This is a genomic window from Erythrobacter sp. JB1-4 (assembly GCF_057365025.1).
In genome coordinates, this window is the sequence record NZ_CP200292.1 from 2,151,728 (window position 1) to 2,166,818 (window position 15,091).

12 protein-coding genes are annotated in these 15,091 nt (G+C 52.3%); 10 read left to right on the forward strand and 2 right to left on the reverse strand.

Going from position 1 to position 15,091, the window contains the following annotated elements:
• Positions 1–10 precede the first annotated feature (10 nt).
• Both AC0V61_RS10040 and AC0V61_RS10045 read left to right on the forward strand, forming a co-directional pair.
• Positions 11–1,975, forward strand: coding sequence for a site-specific DNA-methyltransferase (locus tag AC0V61_RS10040; RefSeq protein WP_486157146.1), 1,965 nt, complete (start codon positions 11–13; stop codon positions 1,973–1,975).
• Between the two features lie 5 nt (positions 1,976–1,980).
• On the forward strand, positions 1,981–5,103 hold the full coding sequence (locus tag AC0V61_RS10045; RefSeq protein ID WP_486157148.1) for a restriction endonuclease: 3,123 nt from the start codon (positions 1,981–1,983) through the stop codon (positions 5,101–5,103).
• 67 nt (positions 5,104–5,170) lie between these two features.
• Here AC0V61_RS10045 and AC0V61_RS10050 read toward each other — a convergent pair whose 3' ends face one another.
• A complete protein-coding gene (locus AC0V61_RS10050) occupies positions 5,171–5,806 on the reverse strand; it encodes a S24 family peptidase (protein WP_486157149.1) in 636 nt (211 codons plus the stop codon).
• A gap of 94 nt (positions 5,807–5,900) precedes the next feature.
• Between AC0V61_RS10050 and AC0V61_RS10055 the strand changes: the two genes are divergently transcribed.
• From AC0V61_RS10055 to AC0V61_RS10090, 8 genes are all read left to right on the forward strand, one after another.
• A complete protein-coding gene (locus AC0V61_RS10055) occupies positions 5,901–6,392 on the forward strand; it encodes a hypothetical protein (RefSeq protein ID WP_486157151.1) in 492 nt (163 codons plus the stop codon).
• Positions 6,385–6,621, forward strand: a complete 237-nt coding sequence (locus tag AC0V61_RS10060; RefSeq protein ID WP_486157153.1) for a helix-turn-helix transcriptional regulator — start codon at positions 6,385–6,387, stop codon at positions 6,619–6,621. The genes AC0V61_RS10055 and AC0V61_RS10060 overlap by 8 nt, the downstream gene beginning before the upstream one ends.
• A 174-nt stretch (positions 6,622–6,795) precedes the next feature.
• Positions 6,796–8,295 carry a B12-binding domain-containing radical SAM protein gene (locus AC0V61_RS10065; RefSeq protein WP_486157155.1) on the forward strand — a complete coding sequence of 500 codons (1,500 nt, stop codon included), beginning with the start codon at positions 6,796–6,798 and terminating at the stop codon, positions 8,293–8,295.
• Complete coding sequence (locus AC0V61_RS10070; RefSeq protein WP_486157157.1) at positions 8,292–9,266, forward strand: ABC transporter substrate-binding protein; 975 nt, start codon at positions 8,292–8,294, stop codon at positions 9,264–9,266. The genes AC0V61_RS10065 and AC0V61_RS10070 overlap by 4 nt, the downstream gene beginning before the upstream one ends.
• A gap of 1 nt (position 9,267) precedes the next feature.
• Entirely contained in the window at positions 9,268–10,149 is an 882-nt protein-coding gene (locus AC0V61_RS10075; protein ID WP_486157159.1) for an ABC transporter permease subunit, read from the forward strand.
• Positions 10,146–10,841, forward strand: coding sequence for an ATP-binding cassette domain-containing protein (locus AC0V61_RS10080; RefSeq protein ID WP_486157161.1), 696 nt, complete (start codon positions 10,146–10,148; stop codon positions 10,839–10,841). Before AC0V61_RS10075 ends, AC0V61_RS10080 begins: the two co-directional genes overlap by 4 nt.
• On the forward strand, positions 10,834–13,299 hold the full coding sequence (locus tag AC0V61_RS10085) for a hypothetical protein (protein WP_486157163.1): 2,466 nt from the start codon (positions 10,834–10,836) through the stop codon (positions 13,297–13,299). The genes AC0V61_RS10080 and AC0V61_RS10085 overlap by 8 nt, the downstream gene beginning before the upstream one ends.
• Complete coding sequence (locus tag AC0V61_RS10090) at positions 13,292–14,764, forward strand: hypothetical protein (RefSeq protein ID WP_486157165.1); 1,473 nt, start codon at positions 13,292–13,294, stop codon at positions 14,762–14,764. Before AC0V61_RS10085 ends, AC0V61_RS10090 begins: the two co-directional genes overlap by 8 nt.
• On the opposite strand, the gene AC0V61_RS10095 is transcribed toward AC0V61_RS10090, so the two are convergent.
• A complete protein-coding gene (locus tag AC0V61_RS10095; RefSeq protein ID WP_486157167.1) occupies positions 14,745–14,939 on the reverse strand; it encodes a hypothetical protein in 195 nt (64 codons plus the stop codon). The genes AC0V61_RS10090 and AC0V61_RS10095 overlap by 20 nt on opposite strands.
• Between the last annotated feature and the right edge of the window lie 152 nt (positions 14,940–15,091).

Genomic DNA, 15,091 nt, shown 5'->3' on the forward strand with positions numbered 1-15,091 from the left:
TAAAGACACCATGACCATCGAGAAACTGGACGCATCCACACCCGACCTGAAGCAGCAGAATATCGAGCGGTTGCTTGAGCTGTTTCCCGAATGCCGGACGGAAGGATCGCGCGAGGATGCGCCCATGGTCGATTTCGACCTGCTGCGGCAGGCGCTGTCCGATTATCTGGTAGAAGGACCGGCGGAAAGGTACCGGCTCGATTGGCCGGGCAAGCGGCAGGCGCTGCTTACCGCCAATACGCCGATCGACAAGACGCTGCGTCCGATGCGCGAGGAAAGCGTGGACTTCGACACCACGCGCAACCTGTTTATCGAAGGCGACAATCTCGACGCGCTCAAGCTGTTGCAGGAGACCTATCTCGGCAAGGTCAAGATGATCTACATCGACCCGCCGTACAACACGGGCAAGGACTTCATTTACGAAGACAATTTCTCTCAAAGCCGAGAGCAATACGAAGAGGGGAGCGGGCAGCGTGACGAAGTGGGCGGACGTCTTGTCGCCAATCCAGAAAGCAACGGCCGTTTCCACTCTGATTGGCTGAGCATGATCAAAGCTCGCCTCAAGATCGCGAGACGGCTCTTGTCCGATGATGGATGCCTCGTGATTTCTATCAATGAGAAAGAAAAATACAATTTGCGATTGGCATTGGTCGAAGCTTTTGGCGAACAGAGTATCATTGCCGATATCTGCGTAATCAGCGGAGCAAATCAATCAGGAGACGGGATCCTAGTACAGAAGAACTATGAGTCTCTTTTCGTTGTGGCAAAGGATGACTGTCAGCTCTTTGTGAACCGTATTGACGAGGTGCGGGGCAGCTTCAGAAACCTAAACGACGCGCCTACGCCTTTTTCGACGCGCCCTGATATGGGCTATACCATCTACTATCACCCTGAGAAAGAAGACATCCGACCCGTATTTGATTACGACAAATCCCTCATCGGAACCAACGACCCCGACCAGGTATATACCAACGACCCCGACCTGATTGCAGCTGGATACGTTCCCATTCGACCAGGCTTTCGAAACAACCGGATGCATCGTTGGCGGTGGGGTTTCGAGACATTCAACGAGAGGAAAAATGAGGTCGTCATCCGCGGTGATGACGATGGCTATCAAGCTGGATTTGTTCAATCGGGGCTCAATCCACCCAAGAATGTTTGGAGCTTTGGCGGCGGGGCGGCGGACCTATCTGCACTCTTCGATGGCAACAAGGTGTTCGACTATCCGAAGGGCGTCGCTCTGATGAAGGAGATAATCTCGCTATTCGGGGTGAAGCCAAACTCCGAAAGCCTGATCATCGATCTTTTTGCTGGGACTGGATCATTAGGCGAAGCCCATTGTCAGTTGGCCGCTGGCAGTCTCAACATCCGGTTGGCGAGCATTCAGCTCGCTGAAGATATTGAAGACGAAGACGTAGTAGAAGTAACAGGTACAAAGACTCTTGCTGAGCTTGCACGTGAGCGTATCCGAAGAGCGGGATCGAAGGTCATCGAAGAGAGACCAGACCTCGAAGGCAATCTCGACATCGGCTTCCGTGCCTTCCAAATCGACCGCGGCAACTTCGTAGACACCAGCGTCACACCGAAGGAAGCAACACAGGAAGCTCTCGCAGGCACGGTCAGCCATATCAAGGATGACCGCAGCGAAGAGGACTTGCTGTTCGGCGCGCTGCTGCGCTGGGGCGTCGATATCACTCTTCCGATCGAGCGGCGCGAGTTGGCTGGACGCAAAGTCTGGCTTGTGGATGCGCCCGAAGACGGCAGCGCAAAAGGCGCTGCATTGATCGCATGCTTTGCGAGGCCTGATGGCCAGGGCAATGGCGGGATTGATACGGACCTGGCTGATGCTATGGCCGAACTTGCTCCCTTGCGTGTCTTATTCCGTGACGATGGCTTTGCTAAGGACGCCGCAAAAGAAAACGTCCACAGTCGCTTCAAGCAGCTCACTCCTGATACTCAGGTTCGGGTGCTCTAAGCGCAATGACAAAGCAGATATTCAAACCACTCGATTATCAGGCCAAGGCCGCACAGGCCGTGGTTGATTGTTTTGCCGGACAGCCGCGCATTGAAGGCGTAAGCTATCAGCTTGACCCAGGCAAAGACGCGGACGCTCAATCGACCATGTTTGAAGAGGGTCTGCGCAATGCCCCGCTCAAGCTGTCCGATGCTGACGTGCTTGAGAATATCCGCAAGGTCCAGCTTGCACAGCACATCACCCCTTCAAGCTCGCTCGAGGCTAGCAAGGCCGCGCCTCTCAACCTTGATGTTGAGATGGAGACAGGGACGGGCAAGACCTATGTCTATATCGACACCATGTACCGGCTCTTTGCCGAATATGGCTGGTCGAAGTTTATCATCATCGTACCGAGCATCGCCATTAGAGAGGGCGTAAAGAAGACGCTCGAGGATGCCGAGGAGTGGTTTCACTCGCTCTATGGGCACAAGATTCGGCACTTTGTCTATAGTAGCGGGCAGCTCAACAAGCTTACCTCGTTCAGCGAGGATGGCGGGCTGCAATGCATGATCATCAACACGCAGGCTTTTACTGCCGATGTGCGCGCAGCCGATACCGGTCGCGGTGCCGGGCGGATCATCTTTGACACGCCGGACAGTTTCCAGAGCCGCCGCCCGATCGACGTGATCGCTGGCAACCGACCAATCCTGATCCTCGACGAGCCACAACGGATGGAAGGTGCGAAGACGCAAGCCGCGATGACGCATTTCCAATCGCCACTCGCCTTGCGCTTCTCAGCGACGCACAAGACCCGCTACAACCTCGTGCACCGCTTGGATGCGCTCGATGCATACAATCGCAAGCTGGTGAAGAAGATTCAGGTGAAGGGGGTAACGACTAAGGGCCTGCCGGGGCTCGATGGCTATCTTTACCTCTCAAACTTTCGCACCTTCACCGATGGGCGGAAACCCGAAGCTCGCGTGATGATCGAGCATGGCCTCAAGGGCGGACAAGTTAAACGCAAACCAGTCTGGCTGCGCGACGGGGACAAGCTAGAGGAGAAATCCGGCGGGCTGGCCGAATATGCGGGCTACACCGTCTCCAATATCGACGTGACGCAGCGGACAGTCGAATTCACTAATGGCGAGCTGCTCGAAGAAGGTCGGGTTACTGGAGACGCCAGCGAAGACGCAGTCCGCAGAGTGCAAATCCGCGAAACGATCCGAGCCCACTTCGAGCGCGAGCGATTGCTACATGCGCGCGGTATCAAAGTGCTCTCGCTGTTCTTCATCGACGAGGTGGCGAAGTACCGTCTCTATGGCGAAGACGGTGAGAAGGAGAACGGCCTCTATGCGCAAATGTTCGAGGAAGAATATCAGCGCGCGCTCGATGAGCTGAAGGAGCTCGACACGACCGACCAGGCATGGCTCACCTATGTGAAGCGCGACCGCCCGGAAGAGGTGCACGACGGGTACTTCTCAATCGACAAGAAAGGCCGGATGGTTGACCCAAAGGTCAACAGGACTGGAGATGAGAAGGGTGAGGCGAAAGACGAATCCTCTTACGACCTAATCCTGAAGAATAAGGGGCGCTTGCTCTCGCTCGACGAGCCGGTTCGCTTCATCTTCTCGCACTCGGCACTGCGCGAAGGTTGGGACAATCCTAACGTCTTCACAATCTGCACGCTCAAGCAATCAGACCATGAAATTGGCAAGCGGCAAGAAGTGGGACGCGGCCTCCGCATTAGCGTCGACGCGCATGGTCACCGCACAGACGATAAGAGTGTAGTTCACCAGATCAATGTTCTGACTGTCATCGCATCTGAGAGCTATGACGACTTCGCGAAAGCGCTCCAGGACGAAATAGCTGACGCGCTCAAAGGACGGCAGCGTGAGGCAACCGCGGCCTATTTCCAGACGCTCTCAATTAGCACTCCAGCGGGGTCTCAAGAGGTTTCGCAGGCAGAAGCAGGTGAGCTCGAATACTGGCTAATCGGGGAGCGTTTCATCGATCCAGCTCGACATATTACCGCAAAGTGGCACGAAACCCGCGACACCATTGAGGAGGCTGTCACTGCGGGAGCAGCAGGTAAGATAGGCGAAGCGTCGAAGGAAGCTCAGGCAATTTGGGAGAGGTTCCCGTACACCCTTCAAGAAAATGCTGCTGAATATGTAGCGCTGGTCGACACAGTCTTCGACGAGACAGCTCTTCGCCGGATGACGGGCAATGGCCGCCGGACTGTAATGCCCGAGGTTCGGCGTAAGAACCTCGAGAAGGAAGCTTTCCTAGAGCTCTGGAACAGGATCAACCAGAAAGCCGTCTATTTCACCGACTTCGACACAGAAAAGCTCATTGCAAGCGCTATTGCTCGGCTCGACAGTGATCTAACTGTCGACCGGCAAAGGATTATCGTGACGGGTGCAGAGCTCGGCACAGGGATTGGCGTTGAGGACGTTCGAAGTCGATCGGCCTTTCGAGAGGAAAAGTCGCGGTCTGAGTACCGCGAAGGTGCTGTCTCAAGCGATGTGCGCTTTGACTTGATAGGCCAGCTTGCCTCTCTCACGCGCCTCACACGTCGGACTGCTGGTCAGATTTTGACCGGTATAAATGCGAACACCTTTGCAATGTTCGGTCAGAATCCTGAGATGTTTCTCCGAAAGGCCGCCGAATTGATCCGTAGGCAGAAAGTTGCTCTGGCGATTGAGACCCTGAGATACGAAAAAACGGGTCAAACGTACGATGTCTCGATCTTTGAAACCGATCGATACGAAATACCATTGGACACCGCGCTTGAGGCATCGAACCATGTCTACAACTATGTGGCAGTCGATTCAAAGAATGAGCGCAGTTTTGCTCAGGAACTAGAAGCTGCAGAAGAGGTGATCGTTTACGCGAAGCTTCCCCGGGGTTTTATGATCCCGACCCCAGGCGGCAGCTATAACCCAGATTGGGCCATAGCCTTGGAGTTTGAGGGTGAACGGCAAATCTACTTTGTGGCTGAAACCAAGGCTGACACTAGCAAAGAGCAACTTCGACTTTCCGAAGAACAGAGCATCGATAGCGCTGACAGGTATTTCCGTGACGTCTCGTCAGAGGTTCAGTTCAAAAAGATTGAAGGCTATGATGACCTCTTGGAGGCCATTCGCTAGGATTTGGATCGATAGTTACGAAAAAGGGTTGCGGTCAACATAGCGCCTTACTTGCGCCGATCGCTTCTCACAATGCCCGCCCAAACCAGATAACCCGTCCGATCACGTCAACACCTTCGCGATCTACATCGTTCCAAGTTGGGTAAGCAGGGTTGTCACTGGAAATCGTGATCTGCTTGGCGCCGGGCTTGAGCGAGATCCGCTTCACGACGAGCGCATCGTCAGAGCGCAGCACATAGATCCCATCGCGTAGTCTTGAACCATGGTCCGAAGCATCAACGAGAACTTCGTCGCCATCGCTCAGCGTTGGCTCCATGGAATCTCCCAATACACTCACGATTGAGAGGCTTGCGCTCTTGGCTCCAGTCAATCGGCGGAGCCATTTCTCGTCAAATCCAAAACGAGTGTAGCTGGTCTCATTGGAAGCGACAGCGCCAAAACCAGCCGAGGCATCAACGTCGAGAACAGGAACTTCGATCATTCCGTCCATCGGTGTTTGGGCGGGGCCGCCTAGTCTTTCTTCATCGACTCCAAAGAAGCTGGCAAGCGTCTTGCGATCCTGAGGATCGAGCACCCGGGGAGACCCGCGTTTGATGAATTGCTGAATATAGCTTGGGTTGCGTCCAAGCAGCCTCGAAACCGCCGCGTAGCCATATCCTCCCCGGGTGATCAGCCGCTCGAGCTCCTCTCTGACATGTTCCATTTCTTTGGTCCTTCGGGATCGATCGTAGGATTTCTTCCATCCCACGCCGATAGCCCGATTCTGACAGCAAGACCGAAGAGGAAAGGAATCGGTAATGACCGACATGGTGCAATTCTCCGAAGAGCAGACCCGTGCTGATTTGGCGCGGCTGCTGACCGGAGCAGTTGAAGCAAGCGGACGCACGCGCCGCGATATCGCCTGCGACGCGCAGATCCACAAAGATGCCTTGCGCAGGGTCCTAACCGGAAAGCGATCAGCAACTTTGGGGGAAGTATCGCGGATCCTTCTGGCCAGCGGTGTGCGCCCGCAGCAGGCCCTGACGATGTTTATGCTCACAAATGCCGACCAATCGGCTGAATGGCAGGGCACGGAGATCGGCCAGTTCGTGGAGGACTTCCTTACCGCCCTGCCTGTTGCCTTGGCCTGCGAGCTTGGAAGCCGCTTGCAGGATGTCCGCCCACGCTGGGCCAAAGGCACAGCGTATCGTGTGGCGCGACTACTATCTGATCACATCGACGAGCTGGAACGGAAGGATGTGCTGCTTGGCCATGAATTCGCCGAGGTCGAAGGAGGTCAGCATGGGTGAGCAGCCCGGAAACCAGCTGGCTGGGCCACGGAGGGTCACGCGGCTTATTCGACTGCCTGAGGTGATGAGCCGAGTCGGACTCGGGCGCTCCACGATCTACCGTTGGATGAGCGAGGGAAAGTTTCCAAAGCCGGTGCAGCTGGGTAGGCATGCGGTGGCGTGGCAAGAAAGCCAAGTGGAAGATTGGATACTAGCTCTGCAAAACAGCAATTTGAAAACTGACCCTTAGAATCTTCCGACCAAAGCCCGGAGGGCTATATTCTAAACGAGGCAAATCCCAATGGGATGTAAGGAGCATAAAGGTAATAAAATCAATCTACTAGAGCTTTCCCTGTAAGGCCTATGTAAGGCAAAGGAAGCTGGTTGGTGTACACTGGCTTCTCAACCTTCGCTCTGGATCCTTATGAATATCGCCAAACTCTACTTAATCATGCCACCGCAGAAAGGGCTGCTCGCAGGGTTCGCGACTGGCCTGCTTTCATTGAAGCGCCATTTGTCAAATGTTGCCCCACAACAAGCGGTAGAGATCGTCGATTTTTCTGATGCCGAGATCAATGATGCACTGCCATTGCTTGAACGTTTGGGCGTGCCAAAATCCGGAAATTTTGTCATCGGCCTGACTACGACAACCGCTACATACCAGTCTGCGCTGAGTATTGCCAAGGCAGCTCGAGGCTTGTGGGGTAATAGGGCAATAATTCTCTTTGGAGGGCCTCATGCAAGTGCCGACCCTAAGACGATTATCGAGACCCACACGGGTATTGTAGATTACTTGATTGTCGGTGAAGGAGAGCGAGCAATTGCGGAATTTCTTCAGTCTTGGCCAGACATCGAGAGAGTGCCTGGGCTAGCTTTTAGCAAAAAAGGCAAATTCACGAAATCCAAACCTCCACTTCCTCTAGTTGAAGCGGAGCTTGATCAGCTTACGTTAGACGATGAGTGGTTCTCAAAGACCGGACACCCTGGCAAATTTGACTCCTTCACATACGTGAGTGCTCGGGGGTGCCCATTAAGTTGTGCGTTTTGCGCAGTTTCAAACCAAGCAATTAGGGCCAAATCACCTGAGATTTTTCGCGAGGAAATCGCGAACATTGTTCGCCGGGGATATCGGCGCATAGCAATTGAAGATAACTTCTTTGCTCATTCGCCCGCTAGGACCGCGGCTGTGTGTTCTGCCCTTGAAGATCTTCGTTCCGAGCTACCCGACTTTGAATGGGATTGCCAAACCCGGGTTGAGGCTGTGGCGCGCACTGGCACTGCACAAAGGTTGGCTGATGCCGGATGCTCCGCAGTCTACGTAGGGGTAGAGGCTTTGGCTCCAAACGCGCTCAAGTTTCTGGGCAAAGCAGTCAACGAGCAGCGATATCTGGACTTGATCTTCAATAGAGCTTTGCCAGCTCTCTTTGATGCCCGTCTTTCTGTGCACTTGAACATACAGTTTGGCTTGCCTCGCGAAGCTGGAATATATTTTGAAGAGACATTGGCTCGCCTCCATCAAATCGCCGATCTAAGTCTTTCGCATGGTAGCGAGGTCACCATTTTCCCTCAGCTCTTTGTTGTTTACCCAGGGACTGCGCACTCAACTCGTTTCATCACCTCTAATACGCTTTGGCCAACAGTTTTCGAGGACTTTACAAAATGGGAGACGAAAGAGCTCGAGCTAACCCATTGGATGGGGCGTTATTTTGCCCATGGCGTCGGAGGGATCCCTCTCGGTCTCCTGAACCGAGATGCCTTGGAGAATAGAAAATTTCAAATTGAAGTTGATAGGCTGCTGGAAATTGAGCGCCGCTTGTTCGAACTAGAGAGTCTTAGTGGCTTGAATATCTTCTCCTATTCATCTCATTTGGTCGAAAGCCGTCCCGCAAACAAAGCTTTGAAATTGGAAAGGGAAGTCTCATGAGCCGGGCCTATTTTATTCTTACACCCTTATTGCTCTTCATGAGCTTGAGCGCTTGCACACCGTCTTCTCAAGAAGAGGACCTCCCAGAAGTAGTCATAGCTACCCTTATGTCGCACCCCGCATTGGATCAGGTGCACGAGGGGGTGCTTGAAGGCTTGGAAGAAGAAGGTTTTCAGGCGGGAGTCGATTTTACGCTAGTTGAGCGCAATGCGAATGGTCAGCCCCAACTTGCTTCAACGATAGCGAACGAGATAGTTGTTTCAGAACCTTCGCTAATCATCGCGATTACGACCCCGATGGCTCAGGCCGTTAAGGCGAGATGGAGCGGCCCACTGGTTTTCGGTGCAGTAACCGATCCAATTGGTGCCGGTCTTGTTGAGAACCTCGACGGAGCGCAAAATGTTACAGGCACAAGCGATGCATGGCCTTATGAAGACCAACTAGCTCTTATCAAAGAGATACAGCCCAGTGTTCGCAAGCTTGGAGTTCTCTATAACCCCGGCGAGGCGGCCTCGCAGTACGGCATGGTGCAGATTCGAAAATTCGCACCGCAATATGGCTTAGAGTTAATCGAGGTACCGGTTAGTTCTACAAACGAAGTCGCCACCGCCGCTCGATTGGCTGCGCAAACAAGCGACGCTCTATTTTTGTCAAGTGATAACACCGTAATCTCGGGTGTTGCTGCTGCCTTTCAGGTATCTATTGCAGAAAAAGTTCCGCTCTATGTTGGCGATAGCGGCACCGTCGAAAAGGGCGGCGTTGCTGCAGTGTCGGTGGGCTATCATGAGCTAGGCCTTGAGACAGGTCGCCTTGCTGCTGCATCATTGAGAGGCGAACGGTCGCTTCCTGTCATCATGGCAGAAGGGACGGACACGATTGTAAATTCAAGGGCGGCTGAGCTCATGGGTCTTCAGATCCCCCAGGCCGTCTTGGAGAGATCGGCGACTGTTGTCGACACCATTCGGGATTGATATGAGCGATCCCGTCGGAATAGTGACTGCAACCTTGCCGTCTGGTTTGTTACTTGCGGCTGTCACTTTAGCTTTGGGCGCTTCCTTCCGTCTGATGCGCTTCCCGGACTTAACCGTCGAAGGTTCTTTTCTGATTGGTGGCTCAGTCTGGACGGCCTGCCAAATGGCCGGGATGCACACTTCGGCAGCAAGTCTGCTCGGATTGCTCGCTGGAGCATTGTGTGGCTCGTTAACCGCCTTCCTAAGCAGGGCATTGGGGGTTGATCGTTTTTTAGCAGGAATACTCGTTGCCTCAACCTGTTACTCCCTTGCCCTGATCGTCCTACAGACATCGAATATGGGCCTTTACAATTCGCAGGACGTCTTCTTTCAAGGTTTTGATCTAAGCGGGTCTCCAGTCGTTTTCGCTATGTGTCTGGTCGTAGCTTCATCAGCAGTTTTTTTTCTATTTTTCAGGAGGCAGTTGGGCGTAAGGGCGAGGTTCGCAGCAATTAACCCGACTTTTCTTGACGGAGTTGCTGGCAAGTCGTTGATCTATCTCGTCATCGGTCTTGCGCTGACAAATGCAGCAGCTGCTGCGTCAGGAATGGCATTTGCTAGATTCCAAGGGTTTGTCGACGTCGGGATGGGCGCAGGAATTCTAATTGTCGCGCTGGCCAGTTTCGCGATCGGCGAGACCGTGGTTGCCCGACTTCCAATCAATCTCGTTAGCCAAACGATTCTAGCTGCGGTCATCGGTTCAATTTTATACCAAATTGCGCTGGGTTTCGCATTGGCGTTAGGCGTTCCCGCAGCACTTACGAAACTCGTAACCGCAGTTTTAGTCTTGATCTTTCTAGTGCTCAATACGAGGCGCGAAAATGCGCCAGAGAACCAGTTATGAAGCGGCCTAAGGAGCCTACAATCTCAATCTCGGGGGCCTCAATTGTATATCGACAATGGGGTGCAGAAGTTCACGCGCTTCGCGATGTAAGCTTGGAGATAGGCGCCGGATCTTGGTCTCTTTTGGTGGGGCACAATGGGTCAGGTAAGTCGACGTTGCTTGGAGCGCTTTCGGGCTCATGTGAACTCCAGACAGGTGCGATTTCCCTATTTGGCGAGCCGATGAGTGCGCTTTCAAAATCGAAAAAGGCATCGCTGATTTCAATGGTGCACCAGCGACCAGAGGAAGGGCTGGGCATTGGAATGACAATCGCGGAGCACGCAATTGCCTGTGGGATCTCTCCAACGAAGTTCTTTGAGCGCCTAAGCGAATTCAAGCTCGATGACGCATTTCCGTTTCTAGAAGCGGCTTGGGATAGGCCGATCGAAAGTCTTTCCGGTGGTGAGCGTCAAGTACTAGGAATTGTGCTTCAGCTCCTCAGATGTTCACCGATCCTACTTCTTGATGAAGTCTTTTCAGCTCTAGATCCTAAAAGAGAACAGCAGATCATTGAGGCTGTTAAAATATCCTCTCAATCGAGCACAATTTTACAAGTTACACATCAGCCTGAGCGCTTGCTTGGACTAGTCGACAAAGTTGTCACTCTAGAATCCGGCTCAGTGCGAAGTGTGGAGGAAGTCGATCATGCATGATGATAATGAACGTGAATTCAGAAGGCAATATATAGCTGACTCGATTATTTCGAGTTATTTGGCGTACGATTGGCGTGAAGTAGGTTTCTATCCAATACTCGACCATGTGTCACTTCTCTTTCAATGCTCTCTGGACATCAATGTCGCTATTATCAGTAACGCAGAGACCAACGTCATATTCTCCAATAGTTGGCTAGAAGGAAGTCGGGAGCAAGCTCAGGAGCTCCTAGATGATCAAAGCTCGCGAGAACATTGCGTTAATTTACAGGATCCAAGTGAACCAGACATAATGATATTGATTCTGGTCCGTCGGATTGTCGAATCAGGCAAAGAAGGAAGAGCAGATTGCGAATTCCTCGACGCGAAAGAGATCGCGGACCTCGAGAGCCTGTTTGACGAGGTCACAAAAAGCAAAGATCTGAACGTCTTCCAGATATTCCGAAAGGCTCCCGTTCACTCCAATCAGTTTGATCCTCATGATGGAATGCTCCACGATCCTTCGGTTAAGGACTTACTTAAGCCCCGCGAAGTCAATGAGTTGTGCAGTGCTTTGTCTTCCGAGCTAGACGCACTATTTGAAACCTTCGCTGTCACCCGCAAAATCAGTCATGCCGCTATCGGCAAGTCGATGCGCAATGTGTTCTGCGCGGTCCGCTACGTCGCTGAAGGCACTAAGATTCGACGCGAGAAATTTCATTATGACGCCCAGTTACTGCTTTCGAAATCACAAAGGTGTGCGGTTGATCAAGTGGCAGAGTACCAACGCATATCAGCGAAGGTGAACATGAGTCCGCCGGGACTACTTGAGCAACCTCTTCACGAGAGATCGCGTTCTATCGCTGATTCAATTTTTGAGTCGGGGATCGTAGAATTTCCAAAGGAGTCCGTTGGTGCGGGACGAGATTCCAGTATGGATTACAAAAACAAGGTGTCCACAGAACGAGCGCGTCGCGAACTGGAGAAGGAATTTCTCGACGGGTTTGGCAAGCAATTGATCCACGTCCCTGTTCATATTGGTGGCATCCCGTGGGCGGTCTTCATTATTGTGCTCCCAACAGACGACGACGCGCGTAAGTGGACCAACGTTGCTCGGCTCTACCGTGCGTGCGTTCCTCTGCTGGCGGACGGCCTCCGTAGAATTCTCAGACGCCAATTTCTGAGCAAGATTTCCGAGATCGTGGAGCACGAGACTGGAAAGCTCTATTTGGAGAGGCTTGCGGTCGCGGATATAATCGCTCCGCTTAACGCCGCAATAAAACGCTTGGGCGGGTTCTTCCCCTACACGGTGCCCGAATTCTATGAAAAACAGGACGGCGACAGGGTCAAATTTGTGCTACCCGGGGACGGCGAAACATTCGACTTTTGGGCGACGTTGAGTACTCCCAACCCATTTGCGGCATTTCACAAGAGTCTTCCTCACGACAACATCGACAAAGACAGACATGACATCGAGAACGCAATACAGATTGGGGTTAATCGTGCCTATGCAGCTTCCGCTGAGAGGGCAAGTATTCGCGGAAGCTTTGGGCGCACATTAGCTCACGATGTGAAAAATTCAGCCAGCGATATAATCGCAAAGCAGAGCAAGGCACTATCTGTATTTCAAAGAAATAAGGATCTTCGAAATAAATTTTCTAGAGCCTACATTGATTTACAGAAAGCACAGATTAGAACGACGGTATTATGCTCTGTTTCGATGAGTATACAGACCTTATTCTCGGACGGAACCGAGCTATCGAGGATTGGGCATCGACGTTTCAGAAAGTCTGAGATTGAAACATTCTGGTCTGCTATTACGAGATTGCTGCTTGAACTGAGCTCGGCTTCAGATGCCAGTATTCCAACTGAGGCAAATAAGAACCATGGTTTTAGACTAGTGCTTGCTCCGACGATCAAGGAGTTGTCGGAGTTCTATGATCAGCATCAATACTCTGAAAATGGCATTGCGTATCCAGATGAGTGGGAAGTTGGATCCTCAGTGGACTACAATGGCCTGTTTGCTTCTGCACTTCATGCGTTGCAAGTGAACGAGAATATCAAGGATGGCGTGCTTGATCCACGAATGGGCTTGGCATTGTCTATGCTCTCCGAGATCATCTCCAATATCCGACGGGGCGCAAACATAGATCTTTCTGAATCGGCGCGCGATATTCTTGTCGCTTCGGAGATATGCTGGGAACAGGGCGTTCCACATCTCTATTTGCAGCAGGTCCAATGGGAAAACGCTGATACTAGTTGGGTGCCACCCGAAAAACTTCCGCCAGGGATCGCGAGGACGTTAGCGATCTTTGGTGATGGCCCCGGCGGACTGGGAATCATGACCGTTAAAGTCGCCAGTGAGGGTGGATGCAAGAATGGGTCATTCACTACAGACGATGGACTTAAGCGACACTCCTGTTTCGCTTTAAAAATCGGCCTAGGTCTACTCCAACTTAAAGAGGAGGATACGCGTGAGTGAACGCCTGAAAGTCCTTTTGATTAATGACCTGATAGAAAGTGTTAATCCCTATGATCTGTTCTTTGAAATTGAACAGGTCGACGGTCCCAGCAGTGCGCAAGAAGTGTTTGTCGACACATTAAAGTCCGGGCGCCCTTTCGACATCATCGTATGTGACGTGAACTTCAACGAGTCCCGAGAATTGCAGCCATATCGAAAGGATCGAGGCTTTGACGACAAAGGACTCTTGCCATTAGGACCAGTCTTGGCACTGCCATTTCTTGGCTTCGCTTCGACAGTGTTTGTTCCCTACTCTAGTTATTGGAGCACCTTGGGGCACTTAAGAAGCAGAGACCTTACCCTGCTCAGCGCGCTCGGTTTTATCGAGGCGAAAAAGAGCGGCGAGAAAGTCTCACTCGAAAGGTTAAGTCTTCAGCTGGACGAAATGGCTGATGAGAAAAAGAAGGGGAAAGCGAAACCAGTCGCTGCCGATTTCGCGACAGCTTTGACGCAGGGGCTACAAGCCTATCGTAAGCAGTTATTGCTTGACCCACTCAAGCTGACAAATGTTGAAGACTTGTCGGGCCGCTTGCATAGCTTGATCAAGCAAGGTGAATGGCCCCCATCAGACTTTTCTGTGACGCTGACGGCCGCTGAGTGTGGTGAGGATGTTCCAGCAAGTCCTTACCTACCGCACGACCTCTTGAGAGACGATCTTGGTCCCTTTTTTATTGAAGAGAAACGACCAGACGCGCGGAGAGAAATCTCAATTGCGTCGCTCTACGCTGACCAATTTTTGGCTGGTCTTGATCCAACTGACATCGCACGATCAAAGGACCCAGACGTCCTGTGGAGCCAAGCCCAGAAAACGATTTTCAGCGATCTGACCAAAGCAGAGCCAAATGCGGGCGACGTAGTTGAACGCATCGCTCGAGAAGTTGCAGCGACTTTGCAACACGCCGATGTTGAGGCTTCCATAATGCACATCAAGTCCGCAATTATGGAGCGGAAACATGAGCGGGCGCGGAGCCTGCCTAACATCGATGCAGACTTTATTCTCCGGTATTGTGTTTTGTGCGCCTGGGTGGCTGCGTGGCATAACGTCGATCGGAAGGTCACACAACACTCAACGAAGGTAACCGCGACAACGAGAAGGACACTTGGTTTAACGGGACGGAATCCTAACTCGGCAAATGGAAAGAATCACAACCCCACCAATGCTTACCATAGGCTGTTTATGACTTCGAAAAGGCCGAAAACATCTGCCACAGGCGACGTCACATGGGCGCGTCCATTCAGACCCGATAGGGTTGGAGTGAAGCGATGGAACCTGGAAGAGGACGCGCCCGCGGATCTGACAGAAAGAGACCTCAGCGTGATCCACGTTTTCGCAGAGCTCGCTGAGGCCGATGGTGGCTTAAACTGGGCGATCGGGCATGACGGCGAACCGCCAGCCAAATGGATGATTAAGCAACCGTGTGGATAACGATGTCGATTTGCGACACATAGTAATAAGTGGCCAAAAGAGACGCAATTTCAATCATCAAAATCACTTGCTTGCCGACGAAAATGGCCGCAGTTGGGATTTTGGCTGTTACCCATGTGAGTGCCTTGAGCAAGCTCATGGCCATCGCAATTATCGCCGAAATCAAATTATTCATGGTGGATAAATCCTTTGTCCTTAGGGTTGTCTGCAGACCAAGGGCCCCCTGGGTGGTGTGGGGGTAATCCTTGGCCTCGGCGCTAATTATATCCGATATCGGAACGCACCCCTTCCATATGGCTTTCAGTTGGATACCTCGGCAGGAACTGG

Bases quoted from the DNA above. Each gene is read 5' to 3' on its own strand.
- AC0V61_RS10040 (WP_486157146.1), top strand. From the start codon at position 11: ATGACCATCGAGAAACTGGACGCATCCACACCCGACCTGAAGCAGCAG.
- AC0V61_RS10045 (WP_486157148.1), top strand. From the start codon at position 1,981: ATGACAAAGCAGATATTCAAACCACTCGATTATCAGGCCAAGGCCGCA.
- AC0V61_RS10050 (WP_486157149.1), bottom strand. From the start codon at position 5,806: ATGGAACATGTCAGAGAGGAGCTCGAGCGGCTGATCACCCGGGGAGGA.
- AC0V61_RS10055 (WP_486157151.1), top strand. From the start codon at position 5,901: ATGACCGACATGGTGCAATTCTCCGAAGAGCAGACCCGTGCTGATTTG.
- AC0V61_RS10060 (WP_486157153.1), top strand. From the start codon at position 6,385: ATGGGTGAGCAGCCCGGAAACCAGCTGGCTGGGCCACGGAGGGTCACG.
- AC0V61_RS10065 (WP_486157155.1), top strand. From the start codon at position 6,796: ATGAATATCGCCAAACTCTACTTAATCATGCCACCGCAGAAAGGGCTG.
- AC0V61_RS10070 (WP_486157157.1), top strand. From the start codon at position 8,292: ATGAGCCGGGCCTATTTTATTCTTACACCCTTATTGCTCTTCATGAGC.
- AC0V61_RS10075 (WP_486157159.1), top strand. From the start codon at position 9,268: ATGAGCGATCCCGTCGGAATAGTGACTGCAACCTTGCCGTCTGGTTTG.
- AC0V61_RS10080 (WP_486157161.1), top strand. From the start codon at position 10,146: ATGAAGCGGCCTAAGGAGCCTACAATCTCAATCTCGGGGGCCTCAATT.
- AC0V61_RS10085 (WP_486157163.1), top strand. From the start codon at position 10,834: ATGCATGATGATAATGAACGTGAATTCAGAAGGCAATATATAGCTGAC.
- AC0V61_RS10095 (WP_486157167.1), bottom strand. From the start codon at position 14,939: ATGAATAATTTGATTTCGGCGATAATTGCGATGGCCATGAGCTTGCTC.